The organism is Shewanella frigidimarina (assembly GCF_003797125.1).
GTDB lineage: Bacteria > Pseudomonadota > Gammaproteobacteria > Enterobacterales > Shewanellaceae > Shewanella > Shewanella frigidimarina.
On record NZ_RKKE01000003.1, the window covers coordinates 853,976 to 875,802 of the forward strand.

The window sequence follows — 21,827 nt, forward strand, 5'->3', positions numbered from 1 at the left end:
TGAGTTAGCTACAAGTTTGTTACATGCAAATGACCTATTCACATACAATTATTAATCATTTGTTTCAAACGGTCGTTTATTTTTTATCCGGTACTAGATTTGACGGGCGATTGCGCTAAGAGGAAATAATCAATCATGTTGGAATATCAAGCTGCAAAAGATTTACTCAATAACAAAACAATCTTGGTTACGGGCGCTGGAGACGGTATTGGTCGTGCAGCATCAATCGAATTTGCCAAACACGGCGCAACGGTAATTTTACTAGGTAAAACCGTTAAAAAACTCGAAAATGTATACGATGAAATTGTTAATGCCGGTTATCCAAAGCCAGCCATTGTGCCGTTAGATATGAAAGGCGCGACCGAACAGAATTATATTGATATGGCAGACACCATTGCCGAGCAGTTTGGTCATTTAGATGGTTTATTGCATAACGCATCTCAGTTGGGGGCATTAGGTCCATTTGAGCATATTGATTTAACCTCGCTTGAAACCATTTTAAAGGTTAATGTCACGGCTCAAGCCATCATGACCAAGTCATTATTGCCTATTATGCGTAAAGCCGAGCATGCTTCAATTGTGTTTACTTCAAGCGGTGTTGGACGTAAAGGTCGTGCTTATTGGGGTCCTTATGCATTTTCTAAATTTGCCACCGAAGGCATGATGCAAGTATTAGCTGATGAGTGTGATAATACCTCTGTAAGGGTTAATAGTATTAACCCAGGTGCGACTCGTACAGAAATGCGAGCAAAAGCTTATCCAGCTGAAGATCCACAAACACTAAAAACAGCTGAGCAAATTATGCCGACTTATTTATTCTTAATGGGTAATGAATCTATCGACACCAATGGCCAAGCACTTAATGCACAATAGTTAACCTGTATTAGTTAACCTGTATTTGGGCTCGCTGAAATAAAAAACGGAAGCAATAGCTTCCGTTTTTGTATTAATAAGCGTCTCAGTTAGAAGCTCATATTCTCGGTATTCTGGCTAACTAACTTTTCACCAATTCCTGTCACCATGGTTAACTGTTTCAGATCGGTAAATTTGCCGTTTTTGGTTCGATAGTCAACAATCGCTTTTGCTTTGGCTTGCCCAATACCTTTCAGTGCTTGTAATTCCTCAGCGCTGGCTTTATTGATATTGACCTTTTGCATAGCCGTTGACTTTTTCTCAATCGATTTTGTGACTTTCTTTGTAGGCTCTGCCATTGCTTTTGCCGCTTCTGCAGCAAAAGAATTACTGCTGAGTAAACAACATAAACACGTAATTAATGCAGTTAATGTCAATGATAACTTCATGAAAATCTCCTTTCTTCCTTAGTTTGCTGGTATGCATCCTGCTCCATTACCAAGCTCGAAAGATTCAGAACGCTATACGATTTCCGAATCGGAGGCTAACTGTAGTCAACAAAATCGAATTGTACAAAAAAAACACTATTTTATTCGCTACTATCAACAGTCTGACTTTGTTTCGGTTTACTTTTAGACATCATTGACGAAGTAAACTGCTTTAATTCACCGAGTAAATGTTGATGAACGTGGGATAATTTAGGCTTGTTGTGTTTGTTAAATGCGATCGGCCGACACAAGCTCATGGCTTGATACCCTAACCTTGCAGTAAGTAAACCACCGCCAAGCCCTTGTGCAATTCGAGCAGACACCTTGCCGGTCATTTCTACTGATAATAATTGGGTACCTAAATCGGTAATCACCTCGGTACTGCCAGCATAAATAATATTCGTCACAATACTACGAATCAGTTTTATGCGGCTCCAGTAACCCAGCTCCACGGCATAAATGGCAGCGACTTCATTAATCATTTTTTGATTTCGCCACAAGATAATCGCCATATCCAGTGCAGCTAATGGGCTTGCTGCTAATAATAATGCCGACTCAGCAGCAAAGCGGTTAACGCGTTTCTTCGCCAGTAAATCGCGCTCGGATAGCACAATATCTTCAAATAACAACACGATTTCTGCATCATTATGTTCATGGCTACAGGCTTGTAAATATTGTTGTTTAGCCTGATTATTTGGGTATTTGGCTAATATTGGTGCCAAAAACGTTTTGGCTTCGCCCATTTGCATGCTTTGGGATAATCGCTCAGCTGTGCTTTGATGATCACTGACTTGTTTAAGATTAACCAACTTACGCCATTCTTTAACCGTAATGACTGTGGCCCATAAGCTAACAATGGATAACACAGAGGCATAAAAACCAAATAACCACGGACTTTGTTGAAAAGAGTCAAGTAACCCCATCACGGTTTGTACGATAACCAATAACACCAAACCAATTACCGATAGTGTAGCCAATAACGACCAACGCTTAGCCTTTGCAGGTTTAATGCTGTCGTCCATTGCTGCTGGCAATTCTGATAGCGATTGCTCACAAATAAAGTCAATTTCTTCAAATGATTTAGTCGGCTTAATTGCTTCTTCAGCCGATGGGTTCTCATCTGTCACAATAAGATCTGACTCGGTAAATATTTGCGATTTTTTTATCGGCGAATTACGTGTAGGTTCATTCATAACTAATGCTCACATTTATTCTCAAAATAAAACCATTAAGACAATTTATCGCCTAATAGAAACTCCAAGAGATGGTCGAGACGAATGTGTTCGAATTGCGGATTATTATCATGGATATGGCTCAAATTGGGCGGTAGGAAAGCACTAAAGCTAAACCCTTGTTGTTGCCAAAACTCTGCATCGGGTAATGATGTGGGCACATCTCCTGGGTATACGGTGACTTGCTTACCATCAAGCCCAGTGCCTTTTACCACTTCTTGTTGAACACCCTCTATATTAACCATCCCGTGTTGAGTAGCCTTAATCGCACTTATCGCCATGGTTTCAACTTCACTGCCTTCAAAGTTGGCATAATGCTGGCTTTGTTGCAGCATTGCGGTTAACAAACTAAGCACATGGCTTTGCTGATCACGGGTCACTCTGTCTACTTGGCTGGCAGCAAAAAGCACTTTGTCTATCCGCGGTGAAAATAATCGCCTAATTAAGCTCGACTGGCCAAACTGAAAACTTTCCATAATGCTGTTTAATGCGCGCCCCATATCATTAAACTGTGCCTGACCATGATTAAGTGCATTTAAACAGTCAACCAACACTAGTTGGCGATCAAATCGAGAAAAGTAGTCGCGGTAAAATGGCTTAACAACTTGTGATACGTACTGTTCATAACGGCGCTTAAGGACATGATAATTTGAATCGCTTGGACTTGCTGATAACTCTGAATGCTGAATTGGGCTTAAGGTAAGCAATGGGAAAAATGTCAATAACGGGGTATTTTCATATTCGCCCGGTAACAACATACGCCCTGGTTGAGCGTGATAAAATCCCTGTTGTCTAACCAAGTCGACCAATAAAGTTTGGTACAAATCAGCAATGTACTTAAGTTGCTGCTCATCAGCTAATTGGCTTAACTCTAACTTCTCTACAGCTTGGGTAAATGCGCTAAATAAGGGGGAATGACGTAAACATGTCACATTAACCTGTTGTGATAAACACCATTGAGTAAAATCTTGTTTAAGCATAGGTAAATCAAGTAACCACTCACCTGGATAATCAACAATATCCACATACAAGGTTGCGGTATCAGTTAGCTTTGCTAACAAACCTTGTTGAGGCTGATACTTAATGGCTAAACGTAATTCGGTAATGTTTTTGGTTGAAGCAGGCCAATACGGAGGTGACGAACATAATGCATTCATTGCGCCTTGATAATCAAAACTGGCAATGTCTAAATCGGGTTGCATGGCGCGGTTGACAGCAATTAGTCGACCTTCGCGAGCCACTTGCCATAATGGTAAAGGATTGTGCTTGGCACCTTTGCCGGCATGCAATAACTGATTGACTAAGCCACTAATAAAAGCGGTTTTACCTGCACCGGATAACCCAGTGACGGCTAATCTAACATGACGATCGGTACTGCGATTAACAATAGACTGAGCCGTTTGGCTGACTTTAAACAAGGAACGATCTAAAAATCTCATGATGGCTGATGGCTCCCCAAAAAACACGGGCGGATAACCGCCCATTAGAAGGATTAAAGACTATTGATTTGGCGTTTAAGATCAAAGTTGTCTGAGGTGACATGTTCTTCGAGTCGTCTTAAACGGAGTTCTAATCCGTTAAATTGACGATTAACATCAAACAACGCTTGCTTTGCAGGTTCACCTGCTTGCCAAATTTTCTTTTTAATTTCAATATCTTTGTGATGTTCTTTGTTGTCTAAGTTTTGTGGTTTGATGTCTAATATCATCCATAAGGCAATATAAACAACAAACACAATCCCTGTTCCACCGAGTAAGAATATCGACACAGCAATGACTCGCACTAGCCATGTTTCAAAGTTAAAGTAATCTGCAATACCTGAACACACCCCAGCCACTTTACCATTTTTTGGGTTGCGGTATAGAGTACGACCATTAGATGGGACCATGTTTCGCTCTCCATTCTGGTGATTCAGTATCTAGAATCGCTTCTAATGTTTCAATGCGACCGCTCATTTTTTCAGCTTTCGCAATGAGACCATTAAGCTGGTTAAATTCTTCCTCGGTGAGCCCCTGGCTCACTTGTCGCTTACTGCGATAATGAAGAACCAACCAGATAGGTGCCACAACAACCATAAAGATGATAATTGGTGCAATAAGAAGATCCATATCCATAACTCACCTCTGAATAAATTTACGCTTTAGATTTAGGTTGTGCTTTCGCACTCATTTTTGCTTTTAATGCTGCTAATTCATCATTCACAGAGTCTTCTGCTTCTAATGCTGCAAACTCGTCAGCTAGAACGTTCTTTTTACCTAAATCATATGCTTCTACTTGTGCTTCAAGTCCTTCAACTCGGCGCTCGTATTGTTCAAACTTCATCATTGCATCATCGATTTTGCTTGAATCAAGCTGCTTTTTGACTTCTAAACGTGAAGTGGCAGTTTGCTTACGCATTATGATGGTTTTTTGACGGGCACGAGCATCATTCAATTTTTCTTGAAGTTGAGCGATTTCATCTTTTAAACGAGCTACATGCTCTTCAACAACTTGCAGTTCCATTTCAAGTGTTTGCAATAAACCCACTGTTTTTTGCTTTTCACTCAACGCGGCTTTGGCTAAGTCTTCACGATCTTTGGATAACGCTAACTCAGCTTTATTCTGCCAATCTTGAACTTGCTCTTGAACACGAGCAATCCGACGAAGTAATTCTTTTTTCTCTGCCAATACTTTAGCGGAGGTTGAACGTACTTCAACAAGTGTGTCTTCCATTTCTTGAATGATAAGACGGACCATTTTTTCTGGATCTTCGGCTTTATCAAGTATTGCGCTGATATTAGAATTAACGATATCTGCGAAGCGAGAGAAAATTCCCATAATGTGTTCCTCATAATTAACGTGGATGTCGCAGTTGGTATTACACATTACGTGCCAACATTTACAAATGCAACAACATCATAGGCTTAAACAAATATTTAACTTTTGCTTTCTTTTAACACTCAAGCCATTTATTATGATTTTCACCAATTATTAGTCTAATTCACTAACAATTTTGCGAGTAAGCTAACTGTGAGCAAACAATTCCAGCAAGACAATCTCATCGGCCAATCTAATGCACTACTTGAAGTATTAGAACATGTGTCTAAAGTCGCGCCATTATCTAAGCCGGTGCTCATTATTGGTGAGCGTGGTACGGGTAAAGAATTAATTGCCGAACGACTTCATTACTTATCCCCTCGTTGGGATCAAAGTTTTATTAAACTCAATTGTTCTTCATTAAGTGAAAACTTACTTGAAAGTGAACTCTTTGGCCATGAGTCAGGTGCATTTACCGGTGCAAAAGGACGACACGAAGGCCGTTTTGAGCGTGCCGATGGTGGAACACTGTTTTTAGATGAGTTAGCCAACACTTCCGGGTTGATCCAAGAAAAGCTATTACGTGTTATCGAATATGGTGAATTTGAACGAGTGGGTGGCAGTAAAACGGTTCAATCTGATGTTCGACTTATTTGTGCTGCTAATGAAGATTTACCTACTTTGGCTGATAATGGTGAATTTCGAGCTGATTTACTCGACCGTTTAGCCTTTGATGTGATCACCTTGCCACCATTAAGACATAGAACCGAAGACATTATGCCACTAGCTGAACATTTTGCGATTAGCATGGCAAGACAACTATCGCTGGAATATTTCAGTGGTTTTAGCCCGCTGGCAGTAGAACAATTAATGATGCACAGTTGGCCAGGAAATATCCGTGAATTAAAAAATGTCGTCGAGCGAAGTGTTTACCGCGAAGGGGCTGATGGCCAAGAAATTGATCATATTATTTTAGATCCTTTTGCATCACCCTATCGCCCTGTAAATCGTGTCAAAACCCGTGAGCGTCAATCAATTCCAATTGAACACGCTCCAGCATCTGTGACTGAATCGACTGAGTTAAATGTTAAAACGGAAACATCAGTCGTGCTTAACAGCATCGAATTCCCGATTGATTTTAAAGAATACACCGAAAACAGTGAAATAGAATTATTGCAACGAGCATTAGCTGAAGGCCAATATAATCAGAAAAAAACCGCCGATTTGTTAGGCTTAAGCTATCATCAGCTTCGAGGTATTTTGAAAAAGTACAACTTACTCGACAAGAGCTGAATCTAGCTAGGATATGCTCATTGCCCCAATGCAATGAACACTGTTAAAATACCCACTCAAAGTCGATAAAAAATGATCACTCTATGCCTGTTATAGTAAAACGCTGGTATCAGCAGATGTCTTTATGTCTCTCCAGTATCGTGCTGGCTGCATGCGGACAAGTGCAATTGCCTTCTGGCCTTGTGTATTGCAGCGAAGGTAACCCTGAAAGCTTTAACCCTCAACTTGTTACTTCAGGTACCACTATTGATGCCACTTCACATCAAATTTACAGTAGACTCGTTAATTACAGCCAAGAAAAAGCCGAGATCACACCTGGATTGGCCACATCATGGCAGGTGTCCGATGATGGTTTAAGCTATGTTTTTACTTTACGTGAACATGTGAGTTTTCATAAAACTCGCCATTTTACTCCCGCAAGAGACTTTAATGCCGATGATGTGTTGTTTTCATTTAATCGGATTATTGATCCATTACACCCATATCATCTAGTCAGCAGAACCGGTTATCCTTTTTTTCAAAGTATTGGTTTTGCTGATTTAATTGGCTACATTGAAAAAGTAAACGACTACCAGGTTATCTTTCATTTAACTCGAAAAGACGCTTCTTTTTTATCTAATTTGGCTACTGATTTTGCCGTTGTATTATCGGCAGAATATGGTTATCAACTGTTAGCCCAAGGCACTCCTGAAGATATCGATTACTACGCAGTAGGCACAGGACCTTTTCAGCTCAGCCAGTATGTGAAAAACGAATATATTCGCTTTAAAAAGAATCCTGTCTATTGGGGCCCTACGGTTGAAATTGATCAATTAGTATTTGATATCACCCCAAGAAGCACCGCACGAATTGCTAAATTAATTACCGGAGACTGCAGCGTGTCTGCATTACCCAAAGCTGGTGAGTTGGCAGTGCTTGACCAACATAAAGATATTATTATCGATGCTAAACCTGGACTAAACGTAGCATTTTGGGCATTTAATACTCAAAAACCGCCATTAGATGATGTTCGTGTAAGACGAGCACTTGCGCATGCTATTGATAAAAACAATATTCTAGACGTGGTATATAACGATACCGCTGTGGAGGCGACAGGTGTTTTACCGCCAGCATCTTGGGCTTACAGCAAAAACTTATCTCCAAATGAATATAACCCAGAAAAAGCCAAAGTATTACTGCACCAAGCAGGTGTATCTAACTTATCCATTAATGTGTGGGCCATGCCTGTTGCACGAATTTATAATCCGAGTGCATTGAAAACAGCGGAGCTCATTCAGGCCGATTTAGCCCGTATTGGCGTAAAACTGAATATCATTAGCTATGATTGGAGTGTATTCACCCAAAAGCTAGCCAGTTCGAATTATGATTCAGTGTTGATTGGTTGGAATGCGGATAATAGCGATCCAGATAACTTTTTTACTCCATTGTTAAGCTGCGCCGCATTAGCCTCTAACAATAATCGCTCTCGCTGGTGCAACAAAGACTTTGAACACCTGCTAACCCAAGCTCAGAGTGTATCGACTCAACCTGAACGCAAAGCATTTTATCAATCAGCAGAAGCTATTATTAGCGATCAAGTTCCGCTAGTAACAATCGCACATGCCAAAAAAGTGGTGTTGAAGAAAAGCAATATTACCGCCATGCAAATTAGGCCTTATGGCGGTATTTCCTTCGCCAAAACAACTCAAGCAATAGAGGGAACTGAATAAATGTGGCGTTATCTTTTTAGTCGCATAACCCTGTTTATGGCCACATCTCTAGTCATGGTGGCCGTACTCTTTATGGCGTCGGGACAGTTTCCTGTCAGTAAAGCGTACTCACTATCAGGGGTTCAATATCCAACGCTTGAACAACAACAGCAAATAGACCAAGACTATCAACTACATGATAACCAATTACTGCAGTTTACTGCCTACTTGCGCCAACGCTTATCGGGTAACTTTGGTATTTCCAGTAACTCGCAGCAAGAGGTTTTAGAAGAGCTTGAAGCAGTACTACCTGCGTCTTTTGAATTATCATTGTTTTCAGGTTTTATAGCTGTGTTTTTTGGTGTACCCATTGGCGTGCTAGCCGCATTAGGTAATAACAAAGCACTGCAACGCAGTATTTTAGCCATCACCTTAACAGGCTATTCTATTCCGGTATTTTGGCTCGGCTTGACCTTATCTATGTGGTTTGGGGTGAATCTTGGTTGGCTGCCCATTTCAGGTCAAATCAATTTACTTTATGAAATTGAACCTGTGACAGGTTTCATGCTGGTCGACACTTTATTATCCGATTCTAGTTACCGTATTCCTGCATTTCATGATGCTTTATTACACTTAATTTTACCGGCTGTCACTTTAGCAGTGCTTCCTTTTACATTGGTGGTAAGGATCACTCGACAAGCCATTTTAAATGTGATGAATCAGACTTATATTCGTGCAGCTGAAGCTCGCGGTTTACACACGGCTAAAATACTACTTCGTCATGTACTGCCCAACGCCTTAATCCCGGTAATAAAAAGTATTGGTTTAATGCTGGGATCATTCGCCAGCTATGGCATTGTGGTTGAAGTGATATTTTCGTGGCCTGGGGTTGGCAGTTGGTTAGTATCAGGCATTTACCAGCGTGACTATACTGTTATTCAAGCGGGCATCTTAGCTGTGTCATTATTAATTATTTTCTTAAGCATATTGATTGATTTACTGCATACCGCAATCAACCCAATGAGCAGAAAGGAATTGTATGCCTCGAATTAAAATATACCAAGAAGACCATATAGCCTCGCCTATGTGGCGAATGTGGCAAACATTTTCTGCGAACCCATTTGCGGTGATCGGTCTATGGGCGGTGATTTTTTTATTAATATTAACTATTTTCGCCCCGTTTATAGCGCCTTATTCAGCAGAGATGCAAGACCAACAAGTATTACTTTTACCGCCATCATGGGATCCCGCAGGTACTGTAGAACACTTCCTTGGAACAGACGATCTAGGACGAGATATTTTTAGTCGTATCTTACACGGCGTACAATTAACCTTTGGCATGTCATTATTAATTGTTGCTGCATCGCTGATATTTGGCTTTGTTATTGGTTCTCTTTCAGGAATGATGCACGGCATAAAGTCGAGTGTGTTAAGCCACTTGCTCGATGCATTATTGTCTATCCCATCGTTATTAATGGCTATTCTGGTCGTCGCCGTTATGGGGCCTGGGCTTAATAATGTGTTTTGGGGCGTCGGGATTGCGATGGTTCCACAATTTGTTCGAGCTATCCATCTAGCGGTTCATGAAGAGCTGCAAAAAGAGTATGTTACAGCGGCAAAATTAGATGGTGCCAACTCGTTGCAAGTTTTTTGGTATGTCATTATGCCCAACGTATGGGATGTGGTGATTATTCAGGTCACTATGGCAATATCGGCAGCAATTCTCGATATTGCCGCACTCGGTTTTTTAAACCTTGGTGCACAAGCACCGAGTCCAGAATGGGGCGCCATGGTCGCACAAGGGCTTGATAATTTACTGCTTGCGCCTTGGACCGTTACTATTCCAGGTGTCGCGATTTTGTTTACCGTATTATCGGTCAACTTGGTCGGCGATGGTTTACGTTCAGCCCTAGCACCGATAAGAAATTAACCTATGCCTTTACTCGATATTCGTAATCTCACCATTGAATTAGATACACCTGAGGGCACAGTAAAAGTGCTCGAAAAAGTCAGTTTGACTATCAATCCCGGTGAAATCCATGGACTTGTTGGCGAATCAGGTTCTGGGCGCAGTTTATTGGCCAAAGCGATTCTAGGGGTGCTAGGTCCTAATTGGCATATTATTGCTGACCGTATGATGTGGGACGGAAAAAACTTATTAGAAATGAGTTCCAAGCAACGACGCTGCCTGATGGGTAGTGAAATGGCGATGATTTTCCAAGACCCATCTGGCAGTTTAGACCCGGTAAAAACCATTGGCAGTCAATTGATTGAAGCGATGGTGCCCAACAAAAACATTCCTTTTTGGCGACGTGGAAAAGCAACTTATTTAAACGCGCAGAAATGGCTTCACAAGGTCGGTATAAAAAAACCAAAACAGCTGATGAAATGCTATCCATGGGAGTTGTCTGAGGGCGAATGTCAAAAAGTGATGATTGCGATGGCTGTGGCAAATCATCCTAAACTGCTGATTGCCGATGAGCCAACTAACTCAATGGAGCTCAACACCCAAGCGCAAATTTTCAGACTATTATCGCAACTAAATCAACTGCAAAACGTGTCTATTTTATTGGTTAGCCATGAATTAGAAACCATGGTGCACTGGTGTGATAACTTAACGATTTTGTACAGTGGTCAGGTTATGGAATCAGGGCCTGTTAGCGAAATGGTAGCAATGCCGTATCACCCTTACACTCGCGCGTTATTAAAAAACCTACCCGATCATACTGAAAAAATGCGCCACAAAGCTAATTTACCCACACTGCAAGGCTCTTCGCCGTCATTGCAGCATTTACCTGCCGGTTGTCGACTTGGCCCACGTTGCCCAGAAGCTCAACGCCAATGTGTAAAACAGCCTAATCTTGAACATATTAAAGACCGCTATTTTGCCTGCCATTTCCCTTACCAAAGTGAGCAAGAAGATGACGATGCCATTGCTTAAAGTAACCAATTTAAGTAAACAATACTTAACCGGTTATAAGCATTTTAAACCTCAATATTATCAGGCACTCTCTCCGGTTTCATTTGAACTCGGTCGCGGTGAAACCTTGGCTATTGTGGGGACTGTGGGGTCCGGTAAAAGTACCCTCGCCCGTATTTTAGTAGGTGCTGAACAACGTAGTGGCGGCGACATATTTTTTGAAGGTGAAGCCTTAGAAACGCGTAATTTAAAACAACGTTGTCGGTTAATTCGGATGATTTTCCAAGATCCTACAACTTCACTTAATCCACGTTTATCGATTGGTAACTTGCTTAAAGAACCATTACGCTTTAATACTCAATTGAGTTCAACTGAACGAAAAACATTGGTGATTGAAACCCTAAGAAAAGTCGGTTTATTACCCGAACACGCTGAATTTTATCCGCACATGATTTCCGAAGGCCAAAAACAGCGTGTCGCTGTTGCACGTGCCTTAATGCTTAACCCTAAAATTATTATTGCAGATGAAGCACTAACAGCATTAGATTTATCTGTCCGGTCTCAGATTATTAATCTGCTATTAAAGCTGCAAAAAGAGATGGGGTTATCGTATATTTTTGTATCACATAATCTGAATATTATCCGCCATGTTAGCGATAAAATTATGGTGTTGCAAAATGGTCATATGGTCGAGAAATCAACTACTGAGGCCTTATTTACTTCACCACAACATGAATACACCCAACGACTCATTCAAGAACAAAGTCAATTTATGCAAAAGCGCTAAACTGCTCCAACCACTGTGGTTTTGAGGGCGTTTTAGAAAAAATCAGTGCCATTTGGCCGTCGAACTATTTATCCTAGAGCCAATGTTAAAGGAAGAAGCTTAAATATGATTATTAAACCTAAAATTCGTGGCTTTATTTGTACCACTACTCATCCAGTAGGTTGTGAAGCCAACGTTAAAGAACAAATCGAACTCATTAAAGCCAAAGGCAAAATTGCTAATGGGCCTAAAAAAGTCTTAGTGGTCGGTTCTTCAAGTGGCTATGGCCTTTCATCACGTATCACCTCAGCATTTGGTAGCGACGCTGCCACTATTGGTGTGTTTTTCGAAAAACCAAGCTCTGAAACCAAACCCGGTACAGCAGGTTGGTACAACACTGCGGCATTTGATAAGTTTGCTAAAGCAGAAGGCTTGTATTCAAAAAGCATTAATTGCGATGCATTCAGCCATCAAGCAAAGCAACAAGTTATTGAGCTTATCAAGCAAGATTTAGGTCAAATCGACATGGTGGTTTACTCACTGGCTTCTCCAGTACGTAAAATGCCCGACACCGGTGAAGTTATCCGTTCATCACTTAAGCCAATTGGCCAAACGTATACTGCAACGGCTGTTGATACCAATAAAAACACCATTATCGACACTTCTGTAGAGCCTGCGACTGAGCAAGAAATTGCTGATACCGTCACGGTAATGGGTGGCCAAGATTGGGAATTATGGATGAGTGCGCTAAGCGACGCTGGCGTATTAGCTGACAATTGCAAAACGGTTGCTTATAGTTACATTGGTACCGAATTGACTTGGCCTATTTATTGGCATGGCGCTTTAGGCAAAGCCAAAATGGATTTAGATCGTGCAGCTCACGCCCTTGATAGCAAATTATCAGCTACTGGTGGCTCAGCTAACGTTGCAGTGCTAAAAAGTGTCGTGACTCAAGCGAGCTCAGCCATTCCAGTAATGCCTCTTTATATCGCCATGGTATTTAAGAAAATGCGTCAAGAAGGCTTACATGAAGGCTGTATTGAACAAATATACCGCTTATTCAGTGAACGCCTATACCGTATTGATGGCCAAGCACCAGCCGTTGATAGCGAAAATCGCTTACGCCTTGATGACTGGGAACTTCGCGAAGAAATCCAACAACATTGTCGTGATTTATGGCCACTAGTGACCACTGAAAACTTAAGCGAATTAACCGATTACAACGAATATAAAGAAGAGTTTTTAAAACTATTCGGTTTTGGTATTGATGGTATCGATTACGAAGCAGAAGTTGATCCTAATGTGATATTTGATGTTATTGAGCTATAAGCTCAGTTTCAACCGTTGTTAACGTAAAGCCATAATGCACTGCATTATGGCTTTTTTATGAGCGATACATTGTGAAGATTCATATTTATAACAGTAAAGTCTGTAAAAAAGCGGCGAGTTTAGCTAATCAACATACCGTTATTGCTAAGCCGTGCTAAAACAACCGTCTTATTATCTGAATTCGGGACTGAAGTATTTCGGATTGAATTCAGCGACATCATTTTATAATACAACTATATGTAACCCAGCCATGAGTTCATCAAGGCTTAACAACTTATGTTAGACAACGGGTAAATAAATGAGTATCTGTTGTGGATGTAACGCTTGTCTTGGCTGATATTGCGCTAACTCATTATCATTAATGTCGAGTCGTTCTAAAAATAACGGGTAATTGCGTAGAGTAATATCATTTGCATTAACCCAATCGCGATACAGGTAATCTATTGCCGCCGCAAGACCGTTATCATCACCACTGTATTTTATCATCGCACATCGTCCCTGAGGGATTGATTTGAGCATAATCTGACTCGACTCAGACACTAAAGCTTGTGTCTCGGCATTTAACGATACTCCTATATCAATCCGATATTGAGTTTTAGCAGATAACTCCGGGCTTGAATAAAGCAGATTAAAGGTTCTGCAACTTGTAGGAGATAAAGCAAATTGTCGACGCCATTCAATAAATCGCGCAATGGTTTGAGGTAATAAAGCCGGATCACCATGATGTTCCATCACCGCTAATGACTGCGCATCAAACGATACAATATCAACAGAATAAGATTGTTCAATTTGCTGACTAACATCGGCTTGAAAGGATTTAAGCGGTTGTTGCTTCGCAAAGAAATTGCCCCAATCAGGAGCTTGCTGAAACGATTCAGGGCTTTGACCTATACTGCGAGTAAACGATTCGATAAAGTGTTGCTCGTTGCGATACGCCAATTTAGCCGCTATTGTGGCCAGAGAAACTTGCTTGCCAAAACCTAATAAATGGGCTGCTTCTAGGCTTTTGAGCAATTCAACGTAAGCGTCAATAGACATATGGTACAGCGATGTAAACAATGGGTCGAAATGACATCGTGGGATGTGGGCAATATCGGCCAACACTTGTAGGTCAAAAGGTTCATTTAAGTGTTGATCTAAATAGGCTAATGCACGCTCAAATGCCTGATCAAGTCTGTGGCTCATGCCCTCTCCTTTTGGATTGAATTGTTACGATTGATTATTTATTATAACTAACCCAATGTAAATTAACGATTTGTACACATGCAATAAAACACACTTTTTGTGCTAACAATGTGGCAATGTACACTAGTCGACTAATTGAATATCCAAACCTTCTAGTAAACTTAAGGCTTCGAACCGACTGAATTTGGCTTGCTTAACGTTATTAGCAGTAATATCGATTTGATAATTCAACGCATCAGTAAAATTCGCCTTAGTTAAATTTGTATGACTAAATTGGCTTAAATTAAAGTCGGTCAAACGCAAATCAGCTTTGCTTAAATTAGCTTCTCTAAAGTCGACATCATGGGCGCGGCAACCTACAAGTGAAAACTCAGGTAAATGCAGAGCATAAAAATTACTGCCATCGAGCAAACTTCTTTCAAATTTAATCGTGGTTTGAGTCATAAACTGTGGCCACTGAGCTTTAGTCCAATCAATACCTATGGCTTTACAGTCGCTAAAAGTAACGTCATCAAACTCTGTAGCAACCACTGACATTACACTTAAATTACATTGGCTAAAAACACACTCAATAAAATGGCAATGATAGAAATCACTTTGACTAAAATCACATTGGTTAAAATGGCAGCGCTCAAAAGTAATATGTTTGAACTGTAAAGCAACGCCCTTGATCGATTCGAATAAGTCATCACTGTAATTTGATAACCCAAACAATTCACTAGGTTGTATATTTGAGATGGTTTTCATGCCTTAAGCACCTTATAAACAAAAAGACCTAGACGTGAGCCTAGGTCTTTTTGTATTTCATCTGCGACGACTTAATTAGTCGGCAACTGGATACTCAATTTCAGCATCAGCTTTAAGTGAGGCAACCACTGCTCGATAATCAGCTTCGCTGTATTGAGGCGCAATACGTTGTTTAAGCGTATTGATGAGGTTGTCATTAATGCCTTCAGCTTTATTGACTTTATCAACCACAATAACCGCATAACCTGTCGCTAACGCTGCAGTATCAATTGTGACACTATTTTCAGCAGGAGCGGCAATTTTGAAGGCTTTATTGGTGATAGCTTGATCAATATCCTGATTAAAGCGACCTAGTTTAGCTAATGTCGTCAATGAAGCACCTGTTAGCGTATTATTACCCGCTTTTAACTGTGCCATATATTCCGCAGCTTTGTCACGAGCACCGTCATTCGCTTTATCTTGCTGTAAGCGTTCAACAATACCAGCTTTTACTTCAGCAAATCCCATAACGCCAGCTGTCTGATGTTTTTTCATGCGAATAACCACTACATGGTTTGGCGCAAGTTCAATCACATCGCTGTTTAAACCACTTGCTAACACCTGGTCAGAAAATGCGGCTTTGATAAATTCAGGATTGTTAAATTTAGCCGGAACGTCATCACGCGAGAATAACTGCGTTGATTGTACTTTTGCATTAACCGCTTGCGCAGTTTCAGCTAAAGTATCAGGGATTTCGTAACTGGTATCAGCCAACTTAGTTTGTAAGCTATAAAACACATCTAAGGCTTTCTTTTCTTGTAGCTGAGCAACAATTTTCGCTTTAACGTTTTCAAAAGCGGTTGCTTGGCTAGCTTGTAAATCAAGCAGCTTAATAATGTGGTAACCAAATTCACTTTTCACAATTGACGAGACTTGATCTTTTTGTAATCCAAAAAGTGCTTCATCAAATGCTGGGTCCATTACGCCTTGTTCAAACCAATCTAACTTACCGCCCTGCTGAGCACTAAGCTGATCGTCAGAATCAGTTTTTGCTAACTCAGCAAAATCTTCACCCGCGGTTAACTTGGCTTCAATGGCATCAGCTTTGGCTTTATCTGCGCTGTCATCGTCAGTTGCGGCGACAAAAATATGCGCAGCAAGACGTTTTTCAGCCGTTTGATATTGCTTTTGATTCTCTTCGTAATAAGTTTTCACTTCTTCATCAGAGGTTTCGCTGTTTTTAGCCATGTCGGCAACATTCAATTCAACATACTCAAGGCTGACTTTTTCAGGGCTCATGTATTGCGAAACATTAGCATCGTAATAAGTTTGAGCTTCTTCATCAGCGACAGAAACAGTTGATAAAAACGGTGTTGAGTCGACGACTAAGTAGCGAATATCACGGGTTTGGCCTTGAACTTCTGCAAGCTGTTTAGCTTCACCGTCCAGCACAAACTCACTACCAACAAGCGCATTTAATAACTGACGACGGGTCATATCTACACGCATCATGTTTCTAAAGCTTGTGGTTTGATAACCTAGTTGACGCAATACCGCTAGGTAGCGTTCGTTATCAAATTGACCGTCGGTTTGAAATGCAGGCTCTTCGATAATCGCTTTCTTGATTTGCTCATCTGATACACGTAAGCCCAACTTGTTGGCAGCTTGATCAATGAGCTTATCGGCAATTAAACGATCCAATACACCTTGCTTAATTCCGTTCATGTAGGAGTCGTCAGCCGCTAATGCAGTAAACATTTCGCCTAGCTGTTGCTCAATACGCGAGCGTTCATTTTGAAAAGCCTGTTCAAGTTCGTTGGCGCCAATTTCGTCACCATTAACAACTGCAGCAGGTACACCCGTGTTTGAGCCTAAATAACTGCTCACACCGGCAAAAGCAAAAGAAAGTATCACAAGTACTAGAATTGTTTTAGCAACAATCCCCTGTGATCCTTCACGAATTTTTTCTAACATCTGAATTCTCGCTTGTTGCGATTAATAAAATAAAAAGGCGCATCACCTTGTGGATGCGCCTTATTGTAAATTATATGGAGTTATCAGACGCTACCACGGGTATGACCCAATACTCCCAATATGTATTATGCTTTGCATAACAATATTGCTTTTCGTAAAAAGCACCGCCTAAGCAGTGCTTGTATTACGAATGCCTTACAAAGGCCACGTTATTAACTATTTAGTTAACAGCGTCTTTTAGCGCTTTGCCAGCTTTGAACGCTGGAATGTTCGCAGCAGCAATTTTAATTTCTTTACCCGTTTGTGGGTTACGGCCAGTACGTTCAGCACGTTGACGTACTTCAAATGTACCAAAACCAACTAGAGAAATCTTATCGCCATCTTTAAGACCTTCCGTTACCGCAGCGATAAAAGAATCTAGTGCGCGGCCAGCAGCAGCTTTAGAAATATCAGCACCAGATGCGATTTTCTCGATTAGTTCAGATTTGTTCATGTCATCCCCTTGAATGTTATTGTCGCGCCGCAACCAAATCTATGTTTAGAGCGGTCTGCGGAGGCTTTATTTTATAAGCTTGATAACACACCAAACTTAGTACGAAAACCAAAAAATGAAATTGGATACTGCTCAACGCCAGATGCCCCAAGGGCTTGGTGCGTCTGACTATCCACAAACCTAGGCTACCACAGGTCAGCGTTTTGTTAAGCCCCTTTTTTCATTTTTTTCATGCTCTACAGCAATTTTTTAACTAACAAGCTATTTTTTAACCACTTCAAAGCCTTCAACTGGTCGCTCAAGCGCCAATTTCAACACTTCATCTATCCAACGCACTGGATGAATGATTAAATCAGCAATCACATTTGCAGGAATTTCTTCCAGATCGCGTTCATTTTCTTGAGGAATTAATACATGCTTAATTCCACCGCGATGGGCTGCTAATAACTTTTCTTTTAAACCACCAATAGGCAATACTTCGCCACGTAAAGTAATTTCACCTGTCATGGCTACATCACTACGTACAGGGTTACCTGTTAAACTAGACACTAACGCTGTACACATTGCCGCACCCGCAGATGGACCATCTTTTGGCGTCGCACCTTCTGGTACATGCACATGAATATCTCGTTTTTCATAAAAATCATTGTTAATACCAAGATTTTCAGCACGAGCACGTACTACGGTCATTGCCGCTTGAATAGACTCTTTCATCACATCGCCCAGCGAACCGGTATAGGTCAGTTTACCTTTACCTGCGACTGAGGTGGCTTCGATTGTTAATAAATCGCCGCCTACTTGAGTCCATGCAAGACCGGTCACTTGACCGATTTGGTTATTAGATTCGGCTTTGCCAAAATCAAAACGTTGCACCCCAAGGAATGACTTTAAATTTTCCTGGTTAACTTCAACCACTTTGACCGTTTTATCAAGCAGGATATGCTTAACCACTTTACGACAAATCTTCGACAATTCACGTTCTAATGAACGCACACCCGCCTCACGAGTGTAATAGCGAATAATGCCTAAAATAGCGCTGTCATCAACCTTGATTTCTTTTTCTTTAAGACCGTTACGTTCAATTTGCTTAGTCAGTAAATGCTTCTTAGCAATATTGAGTTTTTCATCTTCGGTATAACCCGATAAACGAATAACTTCCATACGGTCAAGTAAAGGGCCTGGAATATCCATTGAGTTTGACGTAGCAACGAACATCACATCTGATAAGTCATAATCAACTTCAAGATAATGATCGTTAAAGGTCGCATTCTGTTCAGGATCGAGTACTTCTAATAATGCTGATGATGGGTCGCCACGCATATCAGAACTCATCTTGTCGATTTCATCGAGCAAGAACAATGGGTTTTTAACGCCCACTTTAGCCATCTTTTGAATGACTTTACCTGGCATAGAACCAATATAAGTACGACGATGACCACGAATTTCCGCTTCATCACGTACGCCGCCTAATGCAACACGAACATATTTACGGCCGGTTGCTTTAGCAATCGACTGGCCCAATGAGGTTTTACCTACACCAGGAGGTCCTACTAAACACAAAATAGGCCCTTTAAGCTGCTTAACTCGGCTTTGAACCGCTAAATACTCAAGAATACGTTCTTTGACTTTTTCAAGCCCATGATGATCGGTGTCGAGTACTTCTTGCGCTTTGGCCAAATCACGCTTTATTTTAGAGCGTTGTTTCCAAGGTACCGCTGTCATCCAGTCTACATAGCTGCGCACAACCGTGGCTTCTGCTGACATAGGCGACATCATTTTGAGTTTGTTTAACTCAGCAGTGGCTTTTTCTTTGGCGTCGCTTGGCATGCCAGCTTCTTCAATCTTACGCGCCAACACTTCAAATTCGTCATGACTTTCGTCAATATCGCCTAGCTCTTTTTGAATGGCTTTCATTTGCTCATTCAAATAGTATTCGCGCTGACTTTTTTCCATCTGTTTTTTAACACGAGTACGGATTCGTTTTTCGACATGAAGCAAGTCAATTTCCGATTCCATCATCGCCATTAAATATTCCAGACGCTCACCGACATTGATCATCTCGAGGACAGATTGTTTGTCTTCAAGCTTCAGTGGCATATGTGCAGCCATGGTATCTGCCAAACGAGCGGCTTCATCAATGCCCGACAATGAAGTTAATACTTCAGGTGGGATTTTTTTATTTAACTTGATGTAGCCTTCAAATTGACCAATAGCACTGCGAACCAACACCTCTTCTTCTTTTTCACTTAACTCTTGTGATTCGAGGTATTCAGCTGTGGCGGCAAAAAATTCTTCTTCTTGGGTGTATTTCTTGATTTTGGCACGCTGGCCACCTTCAACTAATACTTTTACCGTGCCATCAGGTAATTTAAGCAATTGTAAAATAGAGGCAACGGTACCAATATCGAAAATATCGTCTTTGGTAGGTTCGTCAAGATCAGCATCTCGCTGAGCGACTAATAAAATTTGCTTGTCTTGTTCCATTGCCGATTCTAGGCAACGAATAGATTTTTCCCGTCCCACGAATAGCGGAATTACCATATGCGGGTAAACTACCACATCTCGCAGTGGTAATACGGGGAGTTCGATATGCGCTTCACGCTCTTTAGTCATGGCTCGATTCCGTTTAATGAAATTGACTTATTACTGAGTATATTGGGGTGATGTTATCAGTTTCAATGGCTAATACGAAAAAAGGAGCCCAATGGACTCCTTATTTTTCAACTTCTTGACTATCAGTGCAATTATTGCTCGCCTGAAGCAGCCTGTGTCTCAGTGTTTTCATAAATCAAAATAGGGGCTGACTCGCCTTTCACTACTGATTCATCAACAACAGCTTTAATCACGCCTTGTGTCGACGGAATATCATACATTGTATCAAGCAAGATGCTTTCAACAATAGAACGTAATCCACGAGCACCGGTTTTACGTGACATTGCTTTTTGAGCGATGGCTTGTAATGCATCATCACGGAATTCAAGTTCGACATCTTCCATCTCAAATAATGCACTATATTGCTTAGTTAATGCGTTTTTAGGTTCAGATAGAATTTGTACTAATGCAGCTTCATCTAACTCAGTTAGCGTAGCAACAACAGGTAAACGACCAATAAACTCAGGGATTAAACCAAACTTCACTAAATCACCAGGCTCTACTTGGCTAAGAATTTGTGAAATAGTCGCTTTATCCGCTTCGCCTTTTACTTCTGCACCAAAGCCAATTCCGGTTCCAGTGTGTGCACGTTGCTCAATGACTTTTTCAAGTCCAGCAAACGCACCACCACAGATGAACAAAATTTTAGAGGTATCCACTTGCAAGAATTCTTGTTGTGGATGCTTACGTCCGCCCTGTGGAGGAACAGAAGCAACGGTGCCTTCAATTAACTTAAGCAACGCCTGCTGAACACCTTCACCCGATACATCACGAGTAATTGAAGGATTGTCAGATTTACGACTGATTTTGTCAATTTCATCAATATAGACGATACCGCGTTCCGCTTTCTCAACGTCGTAATCACATTTTTGCAGTAGCTTCTGAATGATGTTTTCAACATCTTCACCCACATAACCTGCTTCGGTTAGTGTGGTTGCATCTGCCATAGCAAAAGGAACATTAAGTGAGCGAGCCAACGTTTCAGCCAATAGAGTTTTACCACTACCGGTTGGGCCTAATAGTAAAATGTTACTTTTACCTAGCTCTACACCATCTTTGATAGCGCCATTACGTAAACGCTTATAATGATTGTATACCGCTACGGCTAACACTTTCTTAGCCTGATCCTGACCGATTACGTAGTCATCAAGATGCTTGCGTAACTCATGCGGTGTCGGCAATTTGTCTTCATCACGTTTAGGTGAAATCTCTTTGATTTCTTCACGGATAATGTCATTACATAAATCAACACATTCGTCACATACATAAACTGATGGACCAGCAATGAGTTTTCTGACTTCATGCTGACTTTTTCCGCAAAAAGAGCAGTACAGCAGTTTGCCGCTGTCACCGTTATTTTTGTTATCGCCCATTATTCTACCTCTGTTTACAACTTAGGTTGAACCTAAGCCCTGCTTGTAGATACTTATCAT

20 protein-coding genes are annotated in these 21,827 nt (G+C 41.0%); 8 read left to right on the forward strand and 12 right to left on the reverse strand.

Annotation, left to right across the window (positions count from 1 at the left end; all coding sequences use genetic code 11):
- Window positions 1-135 precede the first annotated feature (135 nt).
- The gene (locus EGC86_RS13135) at window positions 136-873 is read left to right on the forward strand and encodes a YciK family oxidoreductase (protein WP_011638022.1); all 738 of its coding nucleotides are present in this window, start codon (window positions 136-138) and stop codon (window positions 871-873) included.
- Window positions 874-962: 89 nt separating this feature from the next.
- On the opposite strand, the gene EGC86_RS13140 is transcribed toward EGC86_RS13135, so the two are convergent.
- From EGC86_RS13140 to pspA, 6 genes are all read right to left on the reverse strand, one after another.
- Window positions 963-1,301: a ComEA family DNA-binding protein gene (locus EGC86_RS13140; protein ID WP_123777849.1), complete on the reverse strand. Its 339-nt coding sequence runs from the start codon at window positions 1,299-1,301 to the stop codon at window positions 963-965.
- A gap of 140 nt (window positions 1,302-1,441) precedes the next feature.
- Complete coding sequence (locus EGC86_RS13145) at window positions 1,442-2,533, reverse strand: TIGR01620 family protein (RefSeq protein WP_123777850.1); 1,092 nt, start codon at window positions 2,531-2,533, stop codon at window positions 1,442-1,444.
- A 35-nt stretch (window positions 2,534-2,568) separates the two neighbouring features.
- On the reverse strand, window positions 2,569-4,011 hold the full coding sequence (locus EGC86_RS13150; protein WP_123777851.1) for a YcjX family GTP-binding protein: 1,443 nt from the start codon (window positions 4,009-4,011) through the stop codon (window positions 2,569-2,571).
- Between the two features lie 53 nt (window positions 4,012-4,064).
- Window positions 4,065-4,460: an envelope stress response membrane protein PspC gene (gene pspC, locus EGC86_RS13155; protein ID WP_011638026.1), complete on the reverse strand. Its 396-nt coding sequence runs from the start codon at window positions 4,458-4,460 to the stop codon at window positions 4,065-4,067.
- Window positions 4,447-4,686: an envelope stress response membrane protein PspB gene (pspB, locus tag EGC86_RS13160; RefSeq protein WP_086019761.1), complete on the reverse strand. Its 240-nt coding sequence runs from the start codon at window positions 4,684-4,686 to the stop codon at window positions 4,447-4,449. Before pspB ends, pspC begins: the two co-directional genes overlap by 14 nt.
- A gap of 19 nt (window positions 4,687-4,705) precedes the next feature.
- Window positions 4,706-5,389, reverse strand: a complete 684-nt coding sequence (gene pspA / locus EGC86_RS13165; RefSeq protein WP_123777852.1) for a phage shock protein PspA — start codon at window positions 5,387-5,389, stop codon at window positions 4,706-4,708.
- A gap of 192 nt (window positions 5,390-5,581) precedes the next feature.
- Here pspA and pspF point away from each other — a divergent pair, with 192 nt between their 5' ends.
- From pspF to fabV, 7 genes are all read left to right on the forward strand, one after another.
- Complete coding sequence (gene pspF / locus EGC86_RS13170; RefSeq protein WP_123777853.1) at window positions 5,582-6,661, forward strand: phage shock protein operon transcriptional activator; 1,080 nt, start codon at window positions 5,582-5,584, stop codon at window positions 6,659-6,661.
- Window positions 6,662-6,744: 83 nt separating this feature from the next.
- Window positions 6,745-8,370 (forward strand): ABC transporter substrate-binding protein, encoded by a 1,626-nt coding sequence (locus EGC86_RS13175; RefSeq protein WP_011638030.1) that lies wholly within the window; start codon window positions 6,745-6,747, stop codon window positions 8,368-8,370.
- Window positions 8,371-9,402, forward strand: a complete 1,032-nt coding sequence (locus tag EGC86_RS13180) for an ABC transporter permease subunit (RefSeq protein ID WP_123777854.1) — start codon at window positions 8,371-8,373, stop codon at window positions 9,400-9,402. It abuts the gene before it with no gap.
- Window positions 9,389-10,279, forward strand: coding sequence for an ABC transporter permease subunit (locus tag EGC86_RS13185; protein ID WP_011638032.1), 891 nt, complete (start codon window positions 9,389-9,391; stop codon window positions 10,277-10,279). Before EGC86_RS13180 ends, EGC86_RS13185 begins: the two co-directional genes overlap by 14 nt.
- 3 nt (window positions 10,280-10,282) lie before the next feature.
- A complete protein-coding gene (locus tag EGC86_RS13190) occupies window positions 10,283-11,290 on the forward strand; it encodes an oligopeptide/dipeptide ABC transporter ATP-binding protein (RefSeq protein WP_011638033.1) in 1,008 nt (335 codons plus the stop codon).
- Window positions 11,271-12,056 (forward strand): peptide ABC transporter ATP-binding protein, encoded by a 786-nt coding sequence (locus tag EGC86_RS13195; protein ID WP_059746011.1) that lies wholly within the window; start codon window positions 11,271-11,273, stop codon window positions 12,054-12,056. Before EGC86_RS13190 ends, EGC86_RS13195 begins: the two co-directional genes overlap by 20 nt.
- Window positions 12,057-12,161: 105 nt before the next feature.
- A complete protein-coding gene (gene fabV / locus EGC86_RS13200) occupies window positions 12,162-13,364 on the forward strand; it encodes an enoyl-ACP reductase FabV (protein WP_123777855.1) in 1,203 nt (400 codons plus the stop codon).
- 279 nt (window positions 13,365-13,643) lie between these two features.
- On the opposite strand, the gene EGC86_RS13205 is transcribed toward fabV, so the two are convergent.
- From EGC86_RS13205 to clpX, 6 genes are all read right to left on the reverse strand, one after another.
- Window positions 13,644-14,549: an AraC family transcriptional regulator gene (locus EGC86_RS13205; RefSeq protein WP_123777856.1), complete on the reverse strand. Its 906-nt coding sequence runs from the start codon at window positions 14,547-14,549 to the stop codon at window positions 13,644-13,646.
- A gap of 123 nt (window positions 14,550-14,672) precedes the next feature.
- The gene (locus tag EGC86_RS13210; protein WP_123777857.1) at window positions 14,673-15,296 is read right to left on the reverse strand and encodes a pentapeptide repeat-containing protein; all 624 of its coding nucleotides are present in this window, start codon (window positions 15,294-15,296) and stop codon (window positions 14,673-14,675) included.
- A gap of 75 nt (window positions 15,297-15,371) precedes the next feature.
- Window positions 15,372-17,249 (reverse strand): SurA N-terminal domain-containing protein, encoded by a 1,878-nt coding sequence (locus EGC86_RS13215; RefSeq protein WP_123777858.1) that lies wholly within the window; start codon window positions 17,247-17,249, stop codon window positions 15,372-15,374.
- Window positions 17,250-17,469: 220 nt separating this feature from the next.
- Window positions 17,470-17,742, reverse strand: coding sequence for a nucleoid-associated protein HU-beta (gene hupB, locus EGC86_RS13220; RefSeq protein WP_059745462.1), 273 nt, complete (start codon window positions 17,740-17,742; stop codon window positions 17,470-17,472).
- 261 nt (window positions 17,743-18,003) lie between these two features.
- Window positions 18,004-20,355, reverse strand: a complete 2,352-nt coding sequence (gene lon, locus EGC86_RS13225; RefSeq protein ID WP_011638044.1) for an endopeptidase La — start codon at window positions 20,353-20,355, stop codon at window positions 18,004-18,006.
- A gap of 131 nt (window positions 20,356-20,486) precedes the next feature.
- Window positions 20,487-21,767 carry an ATP-dependent protease ATP-binding subunit ClpX gene (gene clpX, locus EGC86_RS13230; protein WP_011638045.1) on the reverse strand — a complete coding sequence of 427 codons (1,281 nt, stop codon included), beginning with the start codon at window positions 21,765-21,767 and terminating at the stop codon, window positions 20,487-20,489.
- Window positions 21,768-21,827 lie beyond the last annotated feature (60 nt).